The 18,959-nt window shown below is 58.2% G+C and carries 19 protein-coding genes, 1 tRNA gene and 1 pseudogene; 15 read left to right on the top strand and 6 right to left on the bottom strand.

The genetic code is table 11. The features are described 5' to 3' along the window. Positions 1–169: 169 nt before the first annotated feature. Both ACR0KX_RS07420 and ACR0KX_RS07415 read right to left on the bottom strand, forming a co-directional pair. Positions 170–970 (bottom strand): DUF2059 domain-containing protein, encoded by an 801-nt coding sequence (locus tag ACR0KX_RS07420; protein ID WP_480708191.1) that lies wholly within the window; start codon positions 968–970, stop codon positions 170–172. Then, the gene (locus ACR0KX_RS07415) at positions 970–1,812 is read right to left on the bottom strand and encodes a DUF2059 domain-containing protein (RefSeq protein ID WP_170621798.1); all 843 of its coding nucleotides are present in this window, start codon (positions 1,810–1,812) and stop codon (positions 970–972) included. Before ACR0KX_RS07415 ends, ACR0KX_RS07420 begins: the two co-directional genes overlap by 1 nt. 123 nt (positions 1,813–1,935) lie before the next feature. Between ACR0KX_RS07415 and ACR0KX_RS07410 the strand changes: the two genes are divergently transcribed. The 9 genes from ACR0KX_RS07410 to ACR0KX_RS07370 all read left to right on the top strand — a co-directional run bounded on the left by ACR0KX_RS07410 (position 1,936) and on the right by ACR0KX_RS07370 (position 10,691). Beyond that, positions 1,936–2,025, top strand: a tRNA-Ser gene (locus ACR0KX_RS07410). A gap of 232 nt (positions 2,026–2,257) precedes the next feature. Further along, the gene (locus ACR0KX_RS07405; RefSeq protein ID WP_170621797.1) at positions 2,258–2,815 is read left to right on the top strand and encodes a hypothetical protein; all 558 of its coding nucleotides are present in this window, start codon (positions 2,258–2,260) and stop codon (positions 2,813–2,815) included. Positions 2,816–3,005: 190 nt separating this feature from the next. Next, positions 3,006–4,034 carry an alcohol dehydrogenase catalytic domain-containing protein gene (locus ACR0KX_RS07400; RefSeq protein WP_480708189.1) on the top strand — a complete coding sequence of 343 codons (1,029 nt, stop codon included), beginning with the start codon at positions 3,006–3,008 and terminating at the stop codon, positions 4,032–4,034. A 70-nt stretch (positions 4,035–4,104) separates the two neighbouring features. Beyond that, positions 4,105–4,980, top strand: coding sequence for a branched-chain amino acid ABC transporter permease (locus tag ACR0KX_RS07395; protein ID WP_170518560.1), 876 nt, complete (start codon positions 4,105–4,107; stop codon positions 4,978–4,980). Between the two features lie 3 nt (positions 4,981–4,983). Beyond that, positions 4,984–6,081 (top strand): branched-chain amino acid ABC transporter permease, encoded by a 1,098-nt coding sequence (locus ACR0KX_RS07390; protein WP_170621795.1) that lies wholly within the window; start codon positions 4,984–4,986, stop codon positions 6,079–6,081. Then, on the top strand, positions 6,078–6,842 hold the full coding sequence (locus ACR0KX_RS07385) for an ABC transporter ATP-binding protein (RefSeq protein WP_170450735.1): 765 nt from the start codon (positions 6,078–6,080) through the stop codon (positions 6,840–6,842). The genes ACR0KX_RS07390 and ACR0KX_RS07385 overlap by 4 nt, the downstream gene beginning before the upstream one ends. Further along, positions 6,839–7,612 carry an ABC transporter ATP-binding protein gene (locus ACR0KX_RS07380; RefSeq protein ID WP_170450737.1) on the top strand — a complete coding sequence of 258 codons (774 nt, stop codon included), beginning with the start codon at positions 6,839–6,841 and terminating at the stop codon, positions 7,610–7,612. Before ACR0KX_RS07385 ends, ACR0KX_RS07380 begins: the two co-directional genes overlap by 4 nt. A gap of 5 nt (positions 7,613–7,617) precedes the next feature. Further along, the gene (locus ACR0KX_RS07375) at positions 7,618–9,504 is read left to right on the top strand and encodes an AMP-dependent synthetase/ligase (RefSeq protein WP_480708186.1); all 1,887 of its coding nucleotides are present in this window, start codon (positions 7,618–7,620) and stop codon (positions 9,502–9,504) included. Positions 9,505–9,530: 26 nt separating this feature from the next. Then, positions 9,531–10,691, top strand: a complete 1,161-nt coding sequence (locus ACR0KX_RS07370) for an ABC transporter substrate-binding protein (RefSeq protein WP_170621792.1) — start codon at positions 9,531–9,533, stop codon at positions 10,689–10,691. 57 nt (positions 10,692–10,748) lie between these two features. Here ACR0KX_RS07370 and rpsI read toward each other — a convergent pair whose 3' ends face one another. Then, on the bottom strand, positions 10,749–11,234 hold the full coding sequence (gene rpsI, locus ACR0KX_RS07365) for a 30S ribosomal protein S9 (protein WP_170518545.1): 486 nt from the start codon (positions 11,232–11,234) through the stop codon (positions 10,749–10,751). Between the two features lie 6 nt (positions 11,235–11,240). Then, positions 11,241–11,699, bottom strand: a complete 459-nt coding sequence (gene rplM / locus ACR0KX_RS07360) for a 50S ribosomal protein L13 (RefSeq protein WP_039536983.1) — start codon at positions 11,697–11,699, stop codon at positions 11,241–11,243. Positions 11,700–11,958: 259 nt separating this feature from the next. Between rplM and ACR0KX_RS07355 the strand changes: the two genes are divergently transcribed. Further along, positions 11,959–12,705, top strand: coding sequence for a glycoside hydrolase family 19 protein (locus ACR0KX_RS07355; protein ID WP_170621791.1), 747 nt, complete (start codon positions 11,959–11,961; stop codon positions 12,703–12,705). 4 nt (positions 12,706–12,709) lie between these two features. On the opposite strand, the gene ACR0KX_RS07350 is transcribed toward ACR0KX_RS07355, so the two are convergent. Further along, positions 12,710–14,113, bottom strand: coding sequence for an aminotransferase-like domain-containing protein (locus ACR0KX_RS07350; RefSeq protein ID WP_170621790.1), 1,404 nt, complete (start codon positions 14,111–14,113; stop codon positions 12,710–12,712). A gap of 99 nt (positions 14,114–14,212) precedes the next feature. On the opposite strand from ACR0KX_RS07350, the gene ACR0KX_RS07345 reads away from it, so the two are divergent. Then, entirely contained in the window at positions 14,213–14,440 is a 228-nt protein-coding gene (locus tag ACR0KX_RS07345) for a YjiS-like domain-containing protein (protein WP_170450749.1), read from the top strand. 60 nt (positions 14,441–14,500) lie between these two features. Here ACR0KX_RS07345 and ACR0KX_RS07340 read toward each other — a convergent pair whose 3' ends face one another. Further along, a complete protein-coding gene (locus tag ACR0KX_RS07340; RefSeq protein ID WP_170450751.1) occupies positions 14,501–14,944 on the bottom strand; it encodes a PaaI family thioesterase in 444 nt (147 codons plus the stop codon). Positions 14,945–14,993: 49 nt separating this feature from the next. On the opposite strand from ACR0KX_RS07340, the pseudogene ACR0KX_RS07335 reads away from it, so the two are divergent. The 4 genes and pseudogenes from ACR0KX_RS07335 to gluQRS form a co-directional block, all read left to right on the top strand. Further along, a pseudogene (locus tag ACR0KX_RS07335) lies at positions 14,994–15,788 on the top strand (enoyl-CoA hydratase); the annotation flags it as partial. A gap of 257 nt (positions 15,789–16,045) precedes the next feature. Next, positions 16,046–17,386 (top strand): methylenetetrahydrofolate--tRNA-(uracil(54)-C(5))-methyltransferase (FADH(2)-oxidizing) TrmFO, encoded by a 1,341-nt coding sequence (gene trmFO, locus ACR0KX_RS07330; protein ID WP_170450754.1) that lies wholly within the window; start codon positions 16,046–16,048, stop codon positions 17,384–17,386. A 37-nt stretch (positions 17,387–17,423) separates the two neighbouring features. Continuing rightward, on the top strand, positions 17,424–18,038 hold the full coding sequence (locus ACR0KX_RS07325) for a methyltransferase domain-containing protein (protein ID WP_170450756.1): 615 nt from the start codon (positions 17,424–17,426) through the stop codon (positions 18,036–18,038). Next, positions 18,035–18,916: a tRNA glutamyl-Q(34) synthetase GluQRS gene (gene gluQRS / locus ACR0KX_RS07320; protein ID WP_170450758.1), complete on the top strand. Its 882-nt coding sequence runs from the start codon at positions 18,035–18,037 to the stop codon at positions 18,914–18,916. Before ACR0KX_RS07325 ends, gluQRS begins: the two co-directional genes overlap by 4 nt. Positions 18,917–18,959 lie beyond the last annotated feature (43 nt).

Here is an 18,959-nt window from a genome sequence, read left to right as displayed (position 1 = left end):
TATGGGTGTTGCCGGCTTTCGCCACCTCGAACAGCGCGCCCTTTTCGGGCTGTGTGACGACCCCGGGACAATCCCGATGGGTCAAATAATAACGAGACCCGGCGCGGAAAACCGGCCGGGATGCGCGCTTATCCATAGATTGCGGGGCAAAGTCAACACCCAACCGGGCCTAAAGATCCGGGGCGTTCAAAACCTGTGCAACGGCCTCGCCCAAGCGGAAGGAAATTCCATCGAACATCCGGTCGAACCCGTCAAACAAGGCGTCGTTCAGGGCCTTGCCCGTCTCGGTTCGGGAAAAGGCAATGTATTCGCGCATCTGCGTCTCGTCCAGCGGGGCATAGGCCATCAGCAGAAAGGAATAGACCCATGAGGTCGTATCTGCGGTAACCGCATCCTGTTCGGCCAAAAGCTGCGCCAGCAACTCGGCATCGTCAGAGCTGGGGCCGTATTCCAACCCCTTGAAGAAATTGTAATCGGCACTCAGCGCGCCCTGAACGTTCAGGTCAATCAGATCGTTTACCTGTATAAACTCGTCCACCAGTTCATAATGCACGTCGTCCTTCGAGGCATTTTCATAAGCCTCCCGCGCCATATCCTCGATGGTTTCATCCAGAAATGCCCGCCGGGCCGAATTTTCCAGCGTGATAATGGTCTGTCCCAGGTCGCTTTCGAAAAACTCGATTGCCTGATCCAGTTGAGCATCGGTCAGTCCGACCTCAAAAGCGTCGGTCATCCGGTTGCGCATCCAGACAGGGTCAAAGATGTCCTCGACCTGCGCCTCAAAGAACTCGCCACCGGAATTGTCCAATAGGGTCTTGTCCAGTTCCTGCCGCTGGGTGTCGCCTTCGTCGACAATAATGTCCATCGCCTGCATTAAATGCATGGCCAGGGCCAGCCGTTCGACCTTTTCACTGGCAAAGCCGGGCACAACCCAGAAAAGCAGCGCGGGAATAAGTGTCAGCAGACGCATCATATGTCTTGCGCGGGGTGCAATTCAGCCATTCGGGCTGCCAGAACTTCGAACCGCATGGCCATGATCTCGTATTGGATCGCGTTCAGTAATTCGTAGACTTCCTGCATCAGCGGGTGTTCCAGCGCCTCGACATAGTCATCCACTTCGGCGTCCGAGAAGCCCTGATAGGTATACGCAGCCCCCGCCAGCCCGGACAATTGCAGCGATTGGCGCATCCCGGCCTCATTGCGTTTCAGCATTTCCCGCAACTCATCCGCACTCAGCTGCAATTCGATAACGCCCGAAGCGCTTGCCGCCAGCAGAAACCGCACCTGAATCTCCTGCAAGGCCCGCAATGCAGTGCCCGACGAGTCAATCGCCGCGTTCATACGCTTGTAGCTTTCAACCCGTGGCGACCCCGCCTCGACCAGCGCGGCAAAGATCTGCTGTCCTTCCAGTTGCTTGCCGTCCTCATCCTCTTTCAGGTGCGAGGCATTTTCGGCCACGACCAGGCGCTGACCCAGATCCGAGGCATAAAAGTCTACCGCATGGTTCAGTGCTTCGTCATTCAGGGTCTGCTCAAGGATCGACACAGCCGTTTCATGCATGCCCTCGGTGTCGAACACCTCTTCCGTCAGGCGCGTCCAGTCCGAGCCGAATCCGTCCGGGTCAATTCCCAGCATTTGCGGTGCCGACCCGGACGCAAGCGCGATGCTTTCCAGGGCAACGTCAAACCCCGTGGTGGTCAGAAAAGCCTCGATCCGGTCTCGATTGGCTGCGGCCACAAGTGAAGGCAAAAGCAACAGTGCGATAAGCGGGGCCAAAAACGAAAGAGCAAGGCGTTGGGCATGATGTGTCATACCCATCAGCCTAGGTGTTTTGATCCGGCAGGCAATGGAAAATCACGGCTTTCTGAATTTGAGGAATTTTCTGCTTGCACCCCTGCCCGTTCCTCACTAAATCCCCCCCTCACAGACCCCCGCGGAGAGGTGCCGGAGTGGTCGAACGGGGCGGTCTCGAAAACCGTTGTGGGTGCAAGCCCACCCAGGGTTCGAATCCCTGTCTCTCCGCCACTCAATCAGAGTAGCCAGAAATTCCGACATCATAGGGCGCGCAACTTTCAAGTGGTGTGTGGCCAGAAATCTAAGATCATCGTGCGGGTTGGCGTGTTATTGCCGTGCCGGACCGGCTGGATCAGCGTAGCATGGCGCATATCTCGCAGATGCAGAAAAACTCGCGGAATTCCCCTTTGAGAACAGCTAGTTTTGCCGCATCCCGGCGACACAAATTCCAAAGGAGATTCACATGTCGCGTACTCTTATTCTGGCCATTGTCATCGCTGCAATCGGCGCTGGCGGCTATTACTATCTGAACCAACCCGAGCCCACCCCGGCAGAGCAATTGCAGGACGCCGCACAAGATGCAGCCGAAGCTGTGAACGACGCGGCGACAGAGGCACAAGACGCGGCAAGCGACGCGGTGGCCGACGCGCAAGAGGCTGTGACTGACGCGGTTGAGTCCGCGCAGAATACCGCCTCGGAAGCGTTGGATGCTGCTGCGGATCAGGCAGCCGAGGCCGCGTCTTCGGTCGCGGATCAAGCCGCGGATGCGGCCGAGCAGGCTGGCGATCAGGTTGCGGCGCTGGCAGGTCAGGGTCAGGAACTCTTCAACTCGTGGCTGCAGGACGGAATGCTGACCGCGCAGCAGTTCGACTATGACGCCATGGTTGCCTCGGTTCAGGACAGCGTGCTGTCGGAAGAGCTGAAAACCCAGGCGATCCAGATCTTTGATGAGATCAAAGCCTCGCCCGAGACGATTTTGCAAAAGATCCAGGACCTGCGCAATCTGTTGACGCAACAATAAAAAAACGGGGGTCAGCTTTCAGGGCTGACCCCTTTTTTGGACGTTACCGTCCCTTCCGTTGGGTCAGGTATCCGCGCGATTGACGCAGCAGCCCCCATTTGCTTGGCTCACGTTACACCCAAACCATCGCCATTTCGCAGGGTCCTTCGGATTCAAGCGATACAACGGCGACAATTTTTAGGACGTAACCGTGACCGATATCCCCTCTTCCATGTTCGCAACCATCCTCAGGCATGAGGGTTATTCCGGCACCATGACCGGCCCGGTGATCGAGGATGCCGATGACTGGCTGGCCGAAGCGGAACTGCCCGTTCCCCAGCCCGGCCCCGGTCAGGTTCTGATCAAGCTGCGTGCAGCCTCGGTCAATCCATCGGATCTGCATTTCATCAAGGGCGAGTACGGACAACCTCGGGTCAAGGGGGCTGCGGCGGGTTTTGAGGGGTGCGGCGATGTGGTGGCCACCGGCAAAGGGGCCGAGTCGTTACAGGATCAGCGCGTGGCCTTTGTGGCGGCAGGTTCGGGCGCGTGGGCCGAGTATGTGGTGACCCAGATGCAGATGTGCATCCCGCTGCGCCCGGACATCTCGGACGATGACGGTGCGGCTCAGATCGTCAACCCGCTGACCGCGATGGCAATGGTCGACATGGCGAAAGAGGCAGGCGACGCCTTTGTCATCTCGGCCGCGACCAGCCAACTGGGCAAGCTGATGTGCAGCTTGGGGCGCGATCTGGGTCTGAAACCCATCGCTCTGGTCCGGCGGGCCGAGACTGTCGATATGCTCAAAGACCTTGGCGCGTCCGAGGTGCTGGTCACCTCGGACCCTGATGTGGGCCAGAAATTCGCCGAGCTGAGCCGCACACTGAAACCTCGCATGTTTCTGGATGCGGTGATGGACCAACTCTCGGAACAGGTGTTCTGCGCCATGCCAAACAAGGCGCGGTGGGTGTGTTACGGCAAGCTGGGCAGCGAGGCCCCGACGCTGACGCAAACCGGCCAGTTGATCTTTATGGGCAAGCGGATCGAAGGCTTCTGGCTGACGCAATGGATGATGTCCACGCCGCCCGCAGACCAGATGCGCGTTGTGACCGAAGTTCAGGCCCGGTTTGCCGATGGGCGATGGAAAACCGATGTGTCAGAACGGCTTACACTCAGGAATCTGATCCCAAATCTCGCCGATGCGCTAAAAAAGAGTGACGGGAAGGTGATTATCACGCCATAGTAGAACGAACGCCGCACCTTTGCTGTGCGGGTTGGACATGAACCGGATAACCGGCATGGGGAGGGTGAGCTTGGATAACGCGCAGCTGCTGATCAGCGGGCTGGCGAACGGGTGTGTTTATGGCCTGATCGCGCTTGGTTTTGTTCTGATCTACAAGGCGACCGAAGCGGTGAATTTCGCGCAGGGCGATTTCATGATGCTGGGGGCCTTTGTCACGATCGGCCTGACAAACACCGAATATATGGGCCTGCCTTTCTGGATGGCACTGCCGATTTCTCTGGGGATCATGGGGGCGCTGGGGTATCTGCTGGATCGCCTGATCATCCGCCGCATGTTCGGTCAAAGCCAGACCGCCGTTGTCATCCTGACCATCGCTCTGGGCTTTGTGATCCGCTTTGTCGCCGGGCTGATCTGGGGGCATGAACCGCAGACACTGCAAAACCCACTGGCCGGGAAAGAGGTCCGCTTTGGCGGGCTTGTTCTGGGGATGGAGGACGTTGCTGTCATCGTCGTCACCATCCTGCTGACCTGGGGTCTTTATGTGTTCTTCAGCAGAACCAAGCTGGGGCTGGCGATGCAGGGTGCGTCACAGAACCAGTTGGCGGCCTATTACATGGGCATTCCGGTCAAGCGCGTGCAGGGGTTCATCTGGGCGCTGGCCGGAGTTGTGGCCGGGATCGCCGGTATCCTCTTCGCCGCGAAGGGCTCGGTCGATCCAACGACGGGCTTGCTGGGGATCAAGGCTTTTGCTGCCGCCGTGATTGGCGGCTTCGGCAGCCTGCCCGGCGCGTTGGCGGGTGGTCTGATCGTCGGCGTGATCGAGCCGTTTGCCAGCCGTTATATCGCCGCAGGCTACAGCCAGATCGCCCCTTATGCGCTGCTGCTGGCCGTGCTGATCTTCCGGCCCAACGGCCTGTTCAGCCAGGTTCGGGTCAAGAAGGTCTGATCGATGCGCATCGTTTTCAAAACCAACTACATGCAGGATATTCGGCCCTGGAAGGACCGCTACCAACTGGTTCTGTATCTGCTCCTGCTAGTCGTCGTCGCGGTTGCCCCGTGGTGGCTGGATGACTTTTATCTGGGTGAGTTGACCAATGTCCTGATCTGGGCCATCGCCGGTCTGGGTCTGATGATCCTGACCGGCCATACGGGGCAGGTCAGCCTTGGTCACGCTGCATTTCTGGCCTTTGGCTGTTATGCCAATGTGATCCTGATCGAGGCTGGCGTACCCTTCCTGATCGCTTTCCCGCTGGCCGGTGTCCTGACCGGAATAGCCGGTGTCACCGTGGCCATCCCTGCCCTGCGCCTGCACGGGATCTATCTGGCGATCTTTACCATGGCATTGTCCATCCTGATGGATGACGTGATCGTTCTGGCCGAGCCTCTGACGGGTGGCGTGGCGGGCAAGTTCATCGGCGGCGTCGACATCTTTGGCCTGAGTGTGGATCGCTGGGGCACCCCCGCCCCATTCTTCTGGCTGGTGCTGAGCGTCGCTGTTCTGGTCACGCTGGGCTATATCAACCTGCTGCGCGCACCTTTGGGGCGCAGCTTCATCGCCGTGCGGGATTCGGAAGTCTCCGCGCAAGCCATGGGGGTCGATATTGCCCGAACCAAGATGATCTCGTTCGCGTTGTCCTGTGCCGTAACCGGCTGGGCCGGCGCGTTGATGGGCATGTTTTCCGGGGCGTTCAACAATGAAACTTTCTCAGTTCTGATCTCGATCCAGTTGTTGATGATGATTGTGATTGGTGGGCTGGGCTCGATCCACGGCGCGTTTCTGGGGGCTATCGTGATCGGCTTCCTGCCGCAATTCCTGTCAATCTCGAAGGAGTATGTGGGTGTCCTGTTCGGCGGCAGTACAGTCGCTATTCCGGGGCTGGAATTCGGCATTTTCGGCATGATCCTGATCGCCTTCATCCTGTTCGAACCCTTGGGCATGTATGGCCGCTGGCTGAAAATCCGCACCTGGTTCGAGCTGTTCCCCTTCTACCGCAAGGACATGTTCAAACGGCAGAAATCCTATCTCAAGACGGAGCGTCTGAGATGAGTCTGCTGGAGTTCGAGAACGTCACCCTGAAATTCGGCGGCGTCACCGCGGTCGACAATCTGTCGTTTGAGGTCGAGGAGGGCGAGGTGTTTGCCATCGTCGGCCCCAACGGCGCGGGCAAGTCCACTGTGTTCAATCTGATCTCACGCTTCTATGACCCGGTCGCGGGCTCGATCCGCTTTGACGGGCATGATCTGTTGCGGGTGAAACCTTCGGGCGTGGCCGCCTTTGGCGTGGCGCGGACCTTTCAGAATATCGAGTTGTTCGAACATGCCACCGTGCTGCAAAACCTGCTGGTCGGTCGGCACCGGCACCGCAAAACCAACCTGCTGTCCGAGGTTCTGTTCCTACCCTCGGCCCGCAGGCAGGAACTGGAAAACCGCGAGAAGGTCGAACAGATCATCGACTTCCTCGACCTGCAGGCCTATCGCGACAAGATGATCTCGGGCCTGCCATACGGTGTGCGCAAAGTGGTCGAGGTGGCGCGCGCGCTGGCCACCGATCCAAAGCTGTTGCTGCTGGACGAACCAGCCTCAGGCCTGTCGGTCGAGGAAACCACGGATATGCGCTGGTGGATCGATGACATCCGGCGGCAGATGGGGATCACCGTGCTTATGGTCGAACATGACATGGGTCTGGTCTCGGGCGTGTCTGACCGAGTTCTGGCGATGGCGGATGGGGCCAAACTGGCCCTTGGAACACCCGCCGAGGTGCAATCCCACCCCGCCGTGGTCGAGGCCTATCTGGGGAAAGCCTCATGAGCGAGCCGATCCTGAAAATCCGCAATATCGAAAGCTTCTATGGCCCGATCATGGCCATTCGCGGTGTCTCGCTGGATGTGCATCCGGGTCAGATCGTCTCGATCCTTGGGGCCAATGGGGCGGGTAAGACCACGCTGATGAAAACCGTCTCGGGCGTCATGGACCCCGAAAAAGGCAAGATCACCTTCGACGGGCGGGATATTCAGGGGTCCGAGCCGCATAAGGTTGTGCAACAAGGCATCGTTCATGTCCCCGAGGGCCGCGAGGTATTTCCCCTGCTGACCGTGAACGAAAACCTCAGCCTCGGGGCCTACACGGCCAAGGACAAAGCCCAGATCGAACAGGATCGCGAGATGGTGTTCAGCTATTTCCCGGTTCTGAAAGAGCGTCGCGCACAAGAGGCCGGAACCCTGTCAGGCGGTCAGCAGCAAATGCTGGCGATTGGCCGGGGCCTGATGGCCAGTCCAAAGATCATGCTGCTGGACGAACCCTCGCTGGGTCTGTCGCCGCTGCTTGTTCAGGAGATCTTCGGCATCCTCAAACGGTTGAATGACGAACAGAACATGACGATGATGCTGGTTGAACAGAATGCCCACGCGGCGCTGGAACTGGCGCATCATGGTTATGTGATGGAGGTCGGACGCATCGTCATGGATGGGGCTGCCGACACATTGCTGCAATCCGAGGACATCCAGAATTTCTATCTGGGCGTGCAGGAAGAAGGCGCGCGGGAAAACCGCCGCTGGAAGCGGAAAAAGACGTGGAGGTGACACGGATGGACAGCACCCCCCTGCCCCCTCAGATCACGATCAACGGCGTGCAGTTGAACGCAACGCCCGGTCAGCGCCCCGTGCGCGTGGATGGCTGCATCACGATCTCGGACCTTTTCCAAAGCCGCTGCGCGGAACTGGGTGATCGCTCGGCCCATCGGGAAAAGGATCTGGGCATCTGGAAGTCCTATTCGTGGACCGACTATTGGCAACACGCCAAATGGATCGGTCTGGCGCTGCGCAAACTTGGGCTTGAGCGCGGCGAAGTGGTCTCGATCCTGTCCGAGGACCGTAAGGAATGGGCCTGGTTCGATATGGGCATCCAAGGCGTTGGGGGTATTTCTTCCGGAATCTACACCACTGACGCGGCCAAACAGGTGCAATACCTGATCAATGACAGCGATAGCCGGTTTCTGGTTGTCGAGAATGAAGAACAACTGGACAAGTTTCTTGAGGTCGAAGACGAGGTTCCGGGGCTGCTGAAGGTCATCATTCTGGAAGACGAAGGTCTGCACGATCTGGATCATCCCCGCTGTATGATGATCGAAGACCTCTATGCGCTTGGCAAACAGGCCGAAGCCGAAGATCCGAGCCGGTTCGAGGCCGAAATTGCCCTTGCCAAACCGCAGGACACCGCCTTGCTGGTCTACACCTCGGGCACCACTGGCCAACCAAAAGGCGCGATGCTGAGTCACGAGAACATTCTGGCCGGTATCGAATGCGGTGCAAGGGCGCTGCCGACCCTGGCCAGCGACGAGCAGCTCTGCTTCCTGCCCCTGTGCCATATTCTCGAACGGGATGTTTCCGTCTTTTTCCCCTTGGCCGCCCGCTGCACCGTCAATTTCGCCGAAAGCCCGGAAACGGTGTTCGCCAACCTGCAAGAGGTCTCGCCCACCACATTCACCGCTGTTCCCCGTGTGTGGGAGAAGATCTATGCGCAGGTACAGATCATGTCGCAGGATGCCACGCCGCTGGGCCGGTTGGCCTTTGGTCTGGCGGTAAAGGCCGGGTTGGCAAGGGCCGAGTACCTGACGACAGGCCAGCCTGTCCCAACCAGTATTGCCGCGCGGTTCTGGGTCTGGGATCATCTGGTGCTGCGCAATCTGCGGCGGATGCTGGGCATGGACAAAATGCGCCGCGGCGGGTCCGGGGCGGCGCCGATCTCACCTGATCTGCTGAAATGGTACTGGGCCATTGGTGTCCCGTTGATCGAAGGGTTTGGCATGACCGAGACCTCGGGTCTGGCATCCCTGAACACGATCGAAGACAACCGCGTCGGCACCATTGGCCGCGCGGTCGAGGGGTGTGCCATGCGTATCTCGGACGACGGGGAAATTCAGGTAAAGGGCCTGAATGTCTTTCAGGGCTACTGGCGCAACAACGCCAAAACCGCTGAAAGCTTTACCACCGACGGTTGGCTGCGCACCGGCGATGTCGGGAAAATTGACGAGGACGGGTTTCTTTCGATCACCGGTCGGATGAAGGACATTATCATCACGGCGGGCGGCAAGAATATCACCCCGGCTGAAATCGAAAGCCGATTGAAGTTCAGCCACTATATCTCGGACGCGGTGATCGTGGGTGATCAGCGCAAATACCTGACCGCGCTAATCATGATCGATCAGGAAAACGTCGAGAAATTTGCGCAGGACCGCAAAATCCCCTTCTCGAACTTCTCATCACTTTGCGCGGCAACCGAAATCAAGGACCTGATCGGTGCCGAAGTCGCCTCAGTCAATTCCGATTTCGCGCGGGTAGAGCAGATCAAGGATTTCCGCCTGATCGATGTATTGTTGACGGCAGAAGACGATGAACTGACTGCCACGATGAAGTTGAAACGAGGGCTGGTAGAAAAGAAACACGCACATTTGATTGAAGATATGTACAGTTAACCAAGGGATAAAACGGGAGGAGAAAGATGAGCAAGCTGAGGAACCGGCTGACTGTTGCTGCGGCGCTGACTGCAGCGGCAACGATGGGTTGGGCGCAAACGCAAGGGGTCACCGACGATGAGATCGTGATCGGCTCGGTCAATGATCTGAGCGGTATTTTCGCCGCCGTGGGTGTTCCGGCCACCAAAGGCGCGAATGTGGTCTTTGATCGAGTGAATGCCGCAGGTGGCGTGCATGGTCGCACGATCCGCTATGTGGTCGAGGACAATGGCTATCAGATGCCGCGCGCGATGCAGGGCTATAACAAGCTGCTGAACCGCGACAAGGTGTTTGCCATGCTGCAATCGCTGGGCACACCGATGAACCTGGCCGGGTTCAAGTTGCTGGACCCCAAAGGTATTCCCAACGTTGCCCCTCTTACCGCCGCGCGGCAGATGCTGCAGGAACCGATGGACAATAAGTTCACATCCTTCTCGACCTATTATGATCAGGCCCGGGTTGGCGTGAAATACCTCAACGGTGAGTTTGGATCACAATCTGTCTGCACCATGTATCTTCCCACCGATTTTGGAGAGGAAATTCTGGAAGGCAGCAAAGCCGGAGCTGAAGAAGCCGGGATTTCCTTTGTCGCAGAAACCACCCACAAGCCGGATGAGACGGACTTTGTCGGCTCGCTAAGCAAACTCAAGGAAGAAGGCTGCGACATCGTCACCATGGCGCTTGGCGTACGGCAGGCGATCACGGTCGTTGGGACTGCCAAGAAAATGGGCCTGACCGACATGAAATTCCTGGGCACCTCGGCCAGCTTCCTGACCGTTGTCGCGCAGGTGCCGGGCGGTGTGACCGACGGTTTCTACGCGGCGGCGTCGTGGAAGGATCTTTGGGCACGCGCCGACGAACCTGCGCCGGCTGCGTTTATCGAGGAATACAAGGCCGCAACGGGTGAAGATCCGGTTGGCTTTGCGATGCTGGGCTATTCCGCTGCGGAAATGATGGTCAAGGCGCTAGAGGCCGCCGGTCCGGACCTGACCCATGAAAGCTTTATCGCGGCAATGGAGTCGCTGGACTACACCGACGAACTGGTCGGTAACCACATCACCTACGGCCCGGATGACCATCAGGGCGCGGACACGGTCTTTGTGAACGTGGTCGAAAACGGGGCGTGGAAACTGGTCTACGAAGAGTAATCGCAAAGAAAAAGGGCTCGCAAATGCGAGCCCTTCGAATGTCGTATTCCGCAGCGATTAACGCTTCGAGAACTGGAACGAACGACGCGCTTTGCGCTTACCGTATTTCTTACGTTCCACAACGCGGCTGTCGCGGGTCAGGAAGCCAGCGGCTTTCAGAGCGCCGCGCAGCGACGGATCGTACAGTTGCAGCGCTTTCGAGATGCCGTGCTTGACCGCACCGGCCTGACCGGTCAGGCCACCGCCTTTGACGGTTGCAACAACGTCAAACTCACCTTCCACGCCGGCAACCTGGAACGGCTGGCGCAGGATCAGCTGCAGAACGGGACGCGCGAAGTACTTGTCCTGGTCTTTGCCGTTCACGGTGACCTTGCCGGAACCCGGCTTGATCCAAACGCGGGCAACAGCGTCTTTACGCTTGCCGGTGGCATACGAACGGCCCAGTTCGTCACGCACGGGTTCACGTGCGATGACTTCTTCGACTACGGTTTCGACGCCTGCGACGGCGCTCAGCTCTTCGAGAGTATTGATCTGATCAGCCATCGGTCATTAGCTCCGGGTGTTTTTCTTGTTCATGGACTTGACGTCCAGAACTTCGGGCGCTTGCGCCTCATGAGGGTGCTCGGCACCGGCATAAACGCGCAGGTTGGTCATCTGCTGGCGCGCCAGACGGTTGCCCGGCAGCATGCGCTTGACCGCCTGGGTCACAACGCGCTCGGGGTGTGCACCTTCCAGGATCTGCTGTTTGGTGCGCGACTTGATGCCGCCCGGGTGGCCAGTGTGCCAGTAGAAGTTCTCTTCGCGCTTCTTGCCGGTCATCTGGATTTTGTCAGCGTTGATCACGATGACATTGTCGCCCATGTCCATGTTCGGGGTGAACGACGCTTTGTGCTTGCCACGCAGGCGCATGGCGACGATCGAGGCAAGACGGCCCAGAACAACGCCCTCGGCGTCGATCAGGATCCATTTCTTGTCGATGTCTGCAGGTGTTGCAGAAAAGGTTTTCATGGCAGGATAGTCCTGTTTGATGTGAAAGACCGCCCCAGCGGAGCGGCCCGAATTCGATGGACGGGTTTTAGTCGCGCGGGAATGCCGCGTCAACAACCGAAAACCTTATTTTATGACGTAATTACAAAGTGTTAAAAAATAGGTATTATTTTACCCCATCTAAATTCCACCTCGCGCAGTATCCTGCTGCCCTATTTTTCAATTTCTGACAGTTTCCAAAACGCGATTGCATCGCAAGCACATATTTCAGGAGGGGAACATGCTGGACCTGTCCGCGTTAGACAAAATCGATCCGGGTACACGACTGGATGACCTGAACAAAACCCGACTGGCCGCCGTTCAAAGAGGGTTGGCCATCTGCGCCCACCCCCTTGGCGAAGCAGATGGGTTGATCGGACCCAAAACCCGAAACGCCTTTGCCGAACTGGTGCAGGACATCGGAAATGGCCATCCCTCGGTTGTCTCTGATGCTGTGATCGATCACCTGAAGAAAAAGGCCAAGCGGCTGCGCACAATTTTCGCAATGCCCGCCGACAGCAAAGATGACGTCAAAGACAGCATCGCCGCCATGTTCCGCTTTATCGGTTTGGGATTGAAGACCCAGATCGCCTACGGCCTTGCAACCGCGCAGTGGGAAACCGGGCACACTTTCGAACCGGTAAAGGAAGCCTACTGGCTCAGCGAAAAGTGGCGGAGGGACAACTTTCGCTACTATCCCTATTACGGACGCGGCTATGTGCAACTGACCTGGGAGAATAACTACAAGGTGTATTCCAGTATTCTGGGGCTTGATCTTGTCGGCGACCCCGATCTGGCCCTTCGGCACGACGCGTCCCTGTTCACCATCGCTCATGGTATGAAGATCGGCACATTCACGGGGCGAAAGCTTGAAGATTACGTGTCGAAGGGAAAGACCGATTTTCTTGAGGCGCGACGGGTCATCAATGGCACCGACAAGCAAAAGGAAATCGCCGATCTGGCCGAGGATTACCTGGACGAGTTGTAACCGCTTAGACGCTGATTTGTTCAGGTGGATTGTCCAGCAGTGCCCGCAGCCGCAGCATGGCATCCTCGAACCGTTGCAATGAGACGTGACCGTTCATTGCGATACGCACAGCGTTCGGCGCGCGCCCGTCACGCAGGGCGAACTCATCCGCGGATCGCAACTGTATCCCTTCCCGCTCAGCCGCGCGGCTGAACGCGGCGGCGCGCCAGCCGGATGGCAGGTTCAGCCAGACAAAGGGCACATCCGGCGCCCAGTTCAGATCAAAGCCCCCCAGCGCATTCACCGTCACCCGCACGTATTCGCCCATACAGGACCGTACGTCCTGCGCGATCTGACGGGTGCGGGGATCGGACAGGATCAACCGGGTGAGTTCCGCAAGCGGCTGCGCCAGACCGAAATACCCGTATTCCGCCGAGCGTCGCAGATCCACGCTGCGTTCCTTCGGAGCAATGGCAAACCCGACCCGCAAGGCCGGGGTCAGGGTCTTTGAGATTGACGAGACATGCCAACCCCGTTCCGGTGCCAAAGCGCGATAGCTGGGTTCGCGGGCGTCGCCCATACGATAACAATCGTCCTCGACGATTTGCAGATCGAAACGGCGGGCCACTTCGACAACCTCCTTGCGCCGCTCCAATGGCGTATGTGCGCCGGTTGGGTTTTGCACTTCGGGCGAGACGCAAACAGCCTGTGCCTGGTTCTGCCGCAGCACATGCTCCATCGCTTGCGGGTCGATGCCCCATTTGTCCATTTTCACACCAATGACCTCGGCCCGCATTAGCTCTCCGGCCCGTCGGAACCCGGCATAAGACAGATCTTCGACCAGAACAGTCGGCTTTGGACCGCGCAGGATTGTCTGGAACACAAGACACAGCCCGTTCTGACCGCCGTGGGTCAGTACAATGTCGTCATGCGAGACGGCACCCAAAGGCAAGTCCGACAACCAGTCGACAACCGCCTGACGCATCGGTTGATAGGCATCGCGCGTTGGATAATTCAAAAACAGCCCCGGATCGGCTTGCGAGACCTTTTGCAGACACTCCCGGATCAACGCCACCTGCCCGGCATCTGCCAAACGAGGACTAAACAGGCTGACATTGGCATTGTACTTATCGTCCCGCAGATGCAGCTGCCGCGCCCAGACATCGTCCAGAATCGGTGATTTTGGCGGGGCCACGAATGTACCACGCCCAACCTCGGCTTGTAGCAAGCCTTCGTCCGTCAAAATCGTATAAGCCCGCGCAACTGTGCCCGGAGTGATTTTCAATCGATACGCCAGCTCACGCACCGGCGGCAGCTTGGTTCCGATGTCTAACGTTTTGCTTTCGATGGCTTTTCGTATTGTATCAGCGACCAGAGTATACTTCGGTCCCTTGGATTTCGGTAGCGCCTCTGGCCAAATTGTATCCATTACAATTCTTCCTTTGCATTTGACACAATATCAAATGTATCAAGCAACTGTACCGAACAATAATACTTTGTGTCAATACAATTTGAAAGGAATACTGAGATGACACGCACAATGCACAACCCCGCCCTCTTGCTGCTGAACGACAGCCCCCGGCTGCCGCTGATCGCCGCGCTGGCCGTGCGGTTTGCGGCGGCGGTCACTCAATGGGAACGCCGTCGTCGCAGTCGTATTAACCTGAGCTATCTGGATGACAGGCTGCTTGAAGATGTGGGTTTGACCCGCATGCAAGCCACACGCGAAGTAAAACGCTATTTCTGGCAGCTTTGAATTATCCCCAGTCCCATCACGGGACCTCTTCCTAGGCCGGGGTTCGTCCCCGGCCCTTTTTCAACCGAATTTCGCCGCAGCCGAACCTTCGGGCGGGATGGAATAGGTCATATTGGCCCGCGCCACAGGCTTGTTCGACCCTTCCGAGAAGATCAGCACATCCCCGACCGCTAGGCTGCGCCCCAGTTTCAACAACCGGCATTCGGCTATCAGATCCTTGCCGCCTTCCGGTTTGCGCAGAAAATCCAAGGATCCGTTGGTGGTAACAGCCAGGGATTGACGCCCCTTGCGCGCCAAAACCATCGCATAGACGCTGACATCCGCCAGGCTGAAAATGGACGGGCCAGATACGGTGCCACCGGGGCGCAAGTGACGCTCGGCCACCATCATCCGCATGGTCACACTGTCTTCGGTCAGGTCCTCGACAACAAAATCCTGTTTCACCTGCGGAAATACCTGGTGAAGGTATTGTGACAGTTCGTCCTTCTGCAGCGCTAAACCCATACTTCCCCTCCTGAACGTCGCGCCCTAGAGTTGGACCAACAGCCAGCGGGAGGGCAAGATGGCAATTTTGGAACGTAACGACACAGGCGCGGTTGCTCAGTTGAAACTGAACGCACCTGACAGGCTGAATGCCCTGAGCGATGAGATGCTGGCGGCCCTTCAATCCGAATTCGACGCGCTGCGCGAGGACAGCTCGATTCGAGCGATCACGCTGTCGGGCGCGGGCAAGGCCTTTTGTGCCGGGCACGACCTGAAACAGATGACCGCAGGACGCCAGTCCGAGGATGGCGGCAAGGCCTATTTCCAGGACCTGTTCGCGCGTTGCGCCAAAATGATGATGTCCATTCAGACACTTCCGCAACCGGTTATCGCGCAAGTGCACGGCATCGCCACGGCTGCGGGCTGTCAGTTGGTGGCAACCTGTGATCTGGCGGTCGCTGCCGAGGGCACGCGATTTGGCGTGAATGGTGTGAATATCGGGCTGTTCTGCTCGACCCCCATGGTCGCGCTCAGCCGCAATATCCCCAGAAAACATGCGTTTGAGATGCTGACAACGGGTGATTTCATCTCGGCTGAACGGGCCGCGGAATTGGGTCTGGTCAATCGTGTTGTGCCAGAAATGTTGCTGGAGCATGAAACGATCTCATTGGCCGAGCAATTGGGCAGCAAGCTGGGAACGGCCGTTAAAATCGGAAAAGAGGCGTTTTATCAACAGCTTCAGATGCCGCTGGATCAGGCCTATACCTATACCGGAGAGGTAATGGCGCAGAATATGCTGCATCGGGACACAGAAGAAGGCATTTCCGCCTTTATTGAGAAACGCCCCCCGAATTGGACGCAATGACGCAATTGTTAGGTACATTTTTTGCCACTGTTTTCATTTTTGCACTTTTCAAAAGGGCGACACTGTGGCAAAGCTGAGACGAGGCTGAGGCCTCAGGTACACTTTTGGGTCGCCGTGGGCGGAAGGTCCCTCCAAGCTGGTTTCTCTCACCGGCGTTGACATTCCCGCAGCGGCGACCCCAAGACCCTCCCATAAAATTCGAAGCCACTGACAGGGTTGAGTTGCGTCTGCCAGCCCCCTGCCCTATGTGGCAGCGCATGACACAAGTTTTGCATATCGTGGGCGGCGGCATGGCCGGGTCCGAGGCCGCATGGCAAGCCGCCGAGATGGGCGTGGATGTTGTGATCCATGAAATGCGCCCCAATGTCGGCACTTTCGCGCACCAGACCGGCAATCTGGCCGAGATGGTGTGTTCGAATTCCTTCCGGTCCGACGATGACGAACAAAACGCCGTGGGCCTGCTGCATTGGGAAATGCGTGCCGCGAACGGCCTAATCATGACCACCGCCGATGCGCACCGCCTGCCCGCCGGGGGCGCACTGGCCGTCGATCGCGATCCGTTTGCCGAGGATGTCACCGCCAAGCTGCGCGCCCATCCCCGTGTAACCGTGACGGACGAAGAGGTCACGACCCTTCCCGATGACGGGCATTGGATCTTTGCCACCGGCCCCCTGACCTCTCCGGCTTTGGGTGAGGCAATCCGGGCCGAGACCGGTGCGGACTCGCTGGCCTTCTTCGATGCCATTGCCCCCATTGTCTACGCTGACAGCATCGACATGAGTCAGGCCTGGATGCAGTCACGCTATGACAAGGGCGAGACGGAAGAGGAACGTACGGCCTATCTGAATTGCCCGATGGACCGCGATCAGTATGAAGCGTTCATCGATGCCCTGCTGGCCGCCGACAAGACCGAGTTCCACGAAGGCGAGACCGCAGGTTACTTTGACGGCTGTCTGCCGATCGAGGTGATGTCCGAGCGTGGTCGCGAAACCCTGCGCCACGGTCCGATGAAGCCTGTCGGCCTGACCAATCCGCATCAGCCGGACGTGAAACCTCATGCGGTGGTGCAATTGCGTCGCGACAATGCCTTGGGCACGCTGTTCAACATTGTGGGTTTCCAGACCAAGATGAAATACGGCGCACAGACCGAGGTGTTCCGCATGATCCCCGGGCTTGAAAACGCCAGTTTCGCACGTTTGGGCGGTATTCACCGCAATACGTTTATCAACTCGCCCACGTTGCTGGACGCGCAGATGCGGTTGAAAACCAAACCGAATATCCGCTTTGCCGGTCAGATCACCGGGGTCGAGGGGTATGTCGAAAGCGCCGCGATGGGTTTGCTTGCTGGCCGATTGGCTGCTGCCGAAATCTTGGGGCGCACCCTACCCACCGTACCGCAAGACAGTGCCATGGGGGCCTTGATCCACCACATCACCGGCGGGGCCGAGGCAAAGACCTTTCAGCCCATGAACGTGAATTTCGGCCTGTTCCGCCCTGTCGATGGCCTGAAAGGCGGCCGTCGCGGACGCAAAGACCGTTACAAAGCCTACACGGATCGCGCCAAAGAAGAATGGACCAACTGGCTGGCCGCGTGCTGACTGGACGCGACGCCGTTGATCAGCCTACCATGTGGTTATGAGCGACGAATTCTTTAAAAGCACCTACGATCTGGAAACACCCGAACAAACCGAAGCCCACTATCAGAAATGGGCCGCGACCTACGAGGCCGAGGTGGCCGAGCAAGGCTATGCCACCCCCGACCGCGTGGCCCAGGCGCTCTGGTCGAAAATGCCGGAACCCCTGACGCCAGTTCTGGATTACGGCTGTGGCACCGGCCTGTCCGGCGTCGCGCTTCGCAAGGCCGGGTTCGAAGTGCTTGATGGCATGGACCCAACCGAAAACATGCTGAAGGTTGCGCGCGACAAAGCTGTTTACCGGGATCTCAAGAGCTTTGAAATTACCGAACCCGCACCGTTGACCCCAGATGCCTATGCGGCGATCACGGCTATCGGTGTGATTGGTTCGGGGGCCGCTCCGCCGGAAACTCTGGACATGCTTATGCACGCGCTTCCCAAGGGTGGAAAGCTGGCCTTTTCCTTTAACGATCATACGCTTGCGGATCACAGCTACACGTCACGATTGAACGACTGGCTCGATATGGGGGCTGCGCGTCTTCTGTTCCGGGAACATGGCCCGCATTTACCCGGCCTGGACATGAAATCTGACGTGTATGTATTAGAAAAAACGTGATTTTTACCACGCGCTTCGCGCCTTCTCCGACGGGTCCCCTTCATCTGGGTCACGCCTATTCGGCGCTGCTGGCCAGTGACATGGCGGCTGCCGAGGGCGGTGCCTTTCTGCTGCGGATCGAAGATATCGACCAATCCCGATCCCGGCCTCACTGGGAAGAGCAGATCTATGACGACCTGCATTGGCTGGGCCTTGACTGGCCCGAGCCGACGCTGCGCCAGTCGCAGCGGCAATCCATCTATGACGCGGCTTTGGACAGCCTCTGGCAACGCGGCTTTCTTTATCCCTGCACTTGCAACCGCAAAGACATCGGGGCGGCGGTCAGCGCCCCGCAAGAGGGCGCGCCGCTGCTTGGTCCGGACGGTTTGATCTATCCCGGAACCTGCCGGAACCGCCCCCAAACGCGGGGAACATCGCCCCGACCAAGGACCGAGGCACTACGACTGGACATGGCCAAAGCCGCGCGCCACGTCTTCGATAAAAACCCCACTGCAGGTCAATTTGCCGAATTCGGCCAGGGGCCAAACGGCGAAACGGGTACTGTCACCTTCACACCCAAAGAATTGACCGAAACCATCGGTGACGTGGTCCTCGCGCGCCGGGGAATGGGCACATCCTACCATCTGTCCGTCGTGCTGGACGATGCCGAGCAAGGCATCACACGGGTTATCCGTGGGCAGGACCTGTTCGAAGCCACCCGCATCCATGTGCTGCTGCAAGCCCTTTTGGACCTGCCGACGCCTGAATACCTCCACCACGACCTTGTCCGGGACGAAAATGGAAAACGGCTGGCAAAACGCGACGACGCGCGCGCGATCTCAAAATACCGATCCGAAGGTGCGTCGCCTCAGGACATCCGCGTCATGGTCGGCCTCTGACCGCGCTTCATCTTTTTAAAAATACTCTCGCCGAAGGCATGGC

This window comes from Ruegeria sp. BG5, assembly GCF_056538425.1.
This window is presented reverse-complemented; position numbering and strand designations above follow the sequence as displayed.

Bases quoted from the DNA above. Each gene is read 5' to 3' on its own strand.
- ACR0KX_RS07420 (WP_480708191.1), bottom strand. From the start codon at position 970: ATGCGTCTGCTGACACTTATTCCCGCGCTGCTTTTCTGGGTTGTGCCC.
- ACR0KX_RS07415 (WP_170621798.1), bottom strand. From the start codon at position 1,812: ATGACACATCATGCCCAACGCCTTGCTCTTTCGTTTTTGGCCCCGCTT.
- ACR0KX_RS07405 (WP_170621797.1), top strand. From the start codon at position 2,258: ATGTCGCGTACTCTTATTCTGGCCATTGTCATCGCTGCAATCGGCGCT.
- ACR0KX_RS07390 (WP_170621795.1), top strand. From the start codon at position 4,984: ATGCGCATCGTTTTCAAAACCAACTACATGCAGGATATTCGGCCCTGG.
- ACR0KX_RS07385 (WP_170450735.1), top strand. From the start codon at position 6,078: ATGAGTCTGCTGGAGTTCGAGAACGTCACCCTGAAATTCGGCGGCGTC.
- ACR0KX_RS07380 (WP_170450737.1), top strand. From the start codon at position 6,839: ATGAGCGAGCCGATCCTGAAAATCCGCAATATCGAAAGCTTCTATGGC.
- ACR0KX_RS07375 (WP_480708186.1), top strand. From the start codon at position 7,618: ATGGACAGCACCCCCCTGCCCCCTCAGATCACGATCAACGGCGTGCAG.
- ACR0KX_RS07370 (WP_170621792.1), top strand. From the start codon at position 9,531: ATGAGCAAGCTGAGGAACCGGCTGACTGTTGCTGCGGCGCTGACTGCA.
- rpsI (WP_170518545.1), bottom strand. From the start codon at position 11,234: ATGGCTGATCAGATCAATACTCTCGAAGAGCTGAGCGCCGTCGCAGGC.
- rplM (WP_039536983.1), bottom strand. From the start codon at position 11,699: ATGAAAACCTTTTCTGCAACACCTGCAGACATCGACAAGAAATGGATC.
- ACR0KX_RS07355 (WP_170621791.1), top strand. From the start codon at position 11,959: ATGCTGGACCTGTCCGCGTTAGACAAAATCGATCCGGGTACACGACTG.
- ACR0KX_RS07350 (WP_170621790.1), bottom strand. From the start codon at position 14,113: ATGGATACAATTTGGCCAGAGGCGCTACCGAAATCCAAGGGACCGAAG.
- ACR0KX_RS07345 (WP_170450749.1), top strand. From the start codon at position 14,213: ATGACACGCACAATGCACAACCCCGCCCTCTTGCTGCTGAACGACAGC.
- ACR0KX_RS07340 (WP_170450751.1), bottom strand. From the start codon at position 14,944: ATGGGTTTAGCGCTGCAGAAGGACGAACTGTCACAATACCTTCACCAG.
- trmFO (WP_170450754.1), top strand. From the start codon at position 16,046: ATGACACAAGTTTTGCATATCGTGGGCGGCGGCATGGCCGGGTCCGAG.
- ACR0KX_RS07325 (WP_170450756.1), top strand. From the start codon at position 17,424: ATGAGCGACGAATTCTTTAAAAGCACCTACGATCTGGAAACACCCGAA.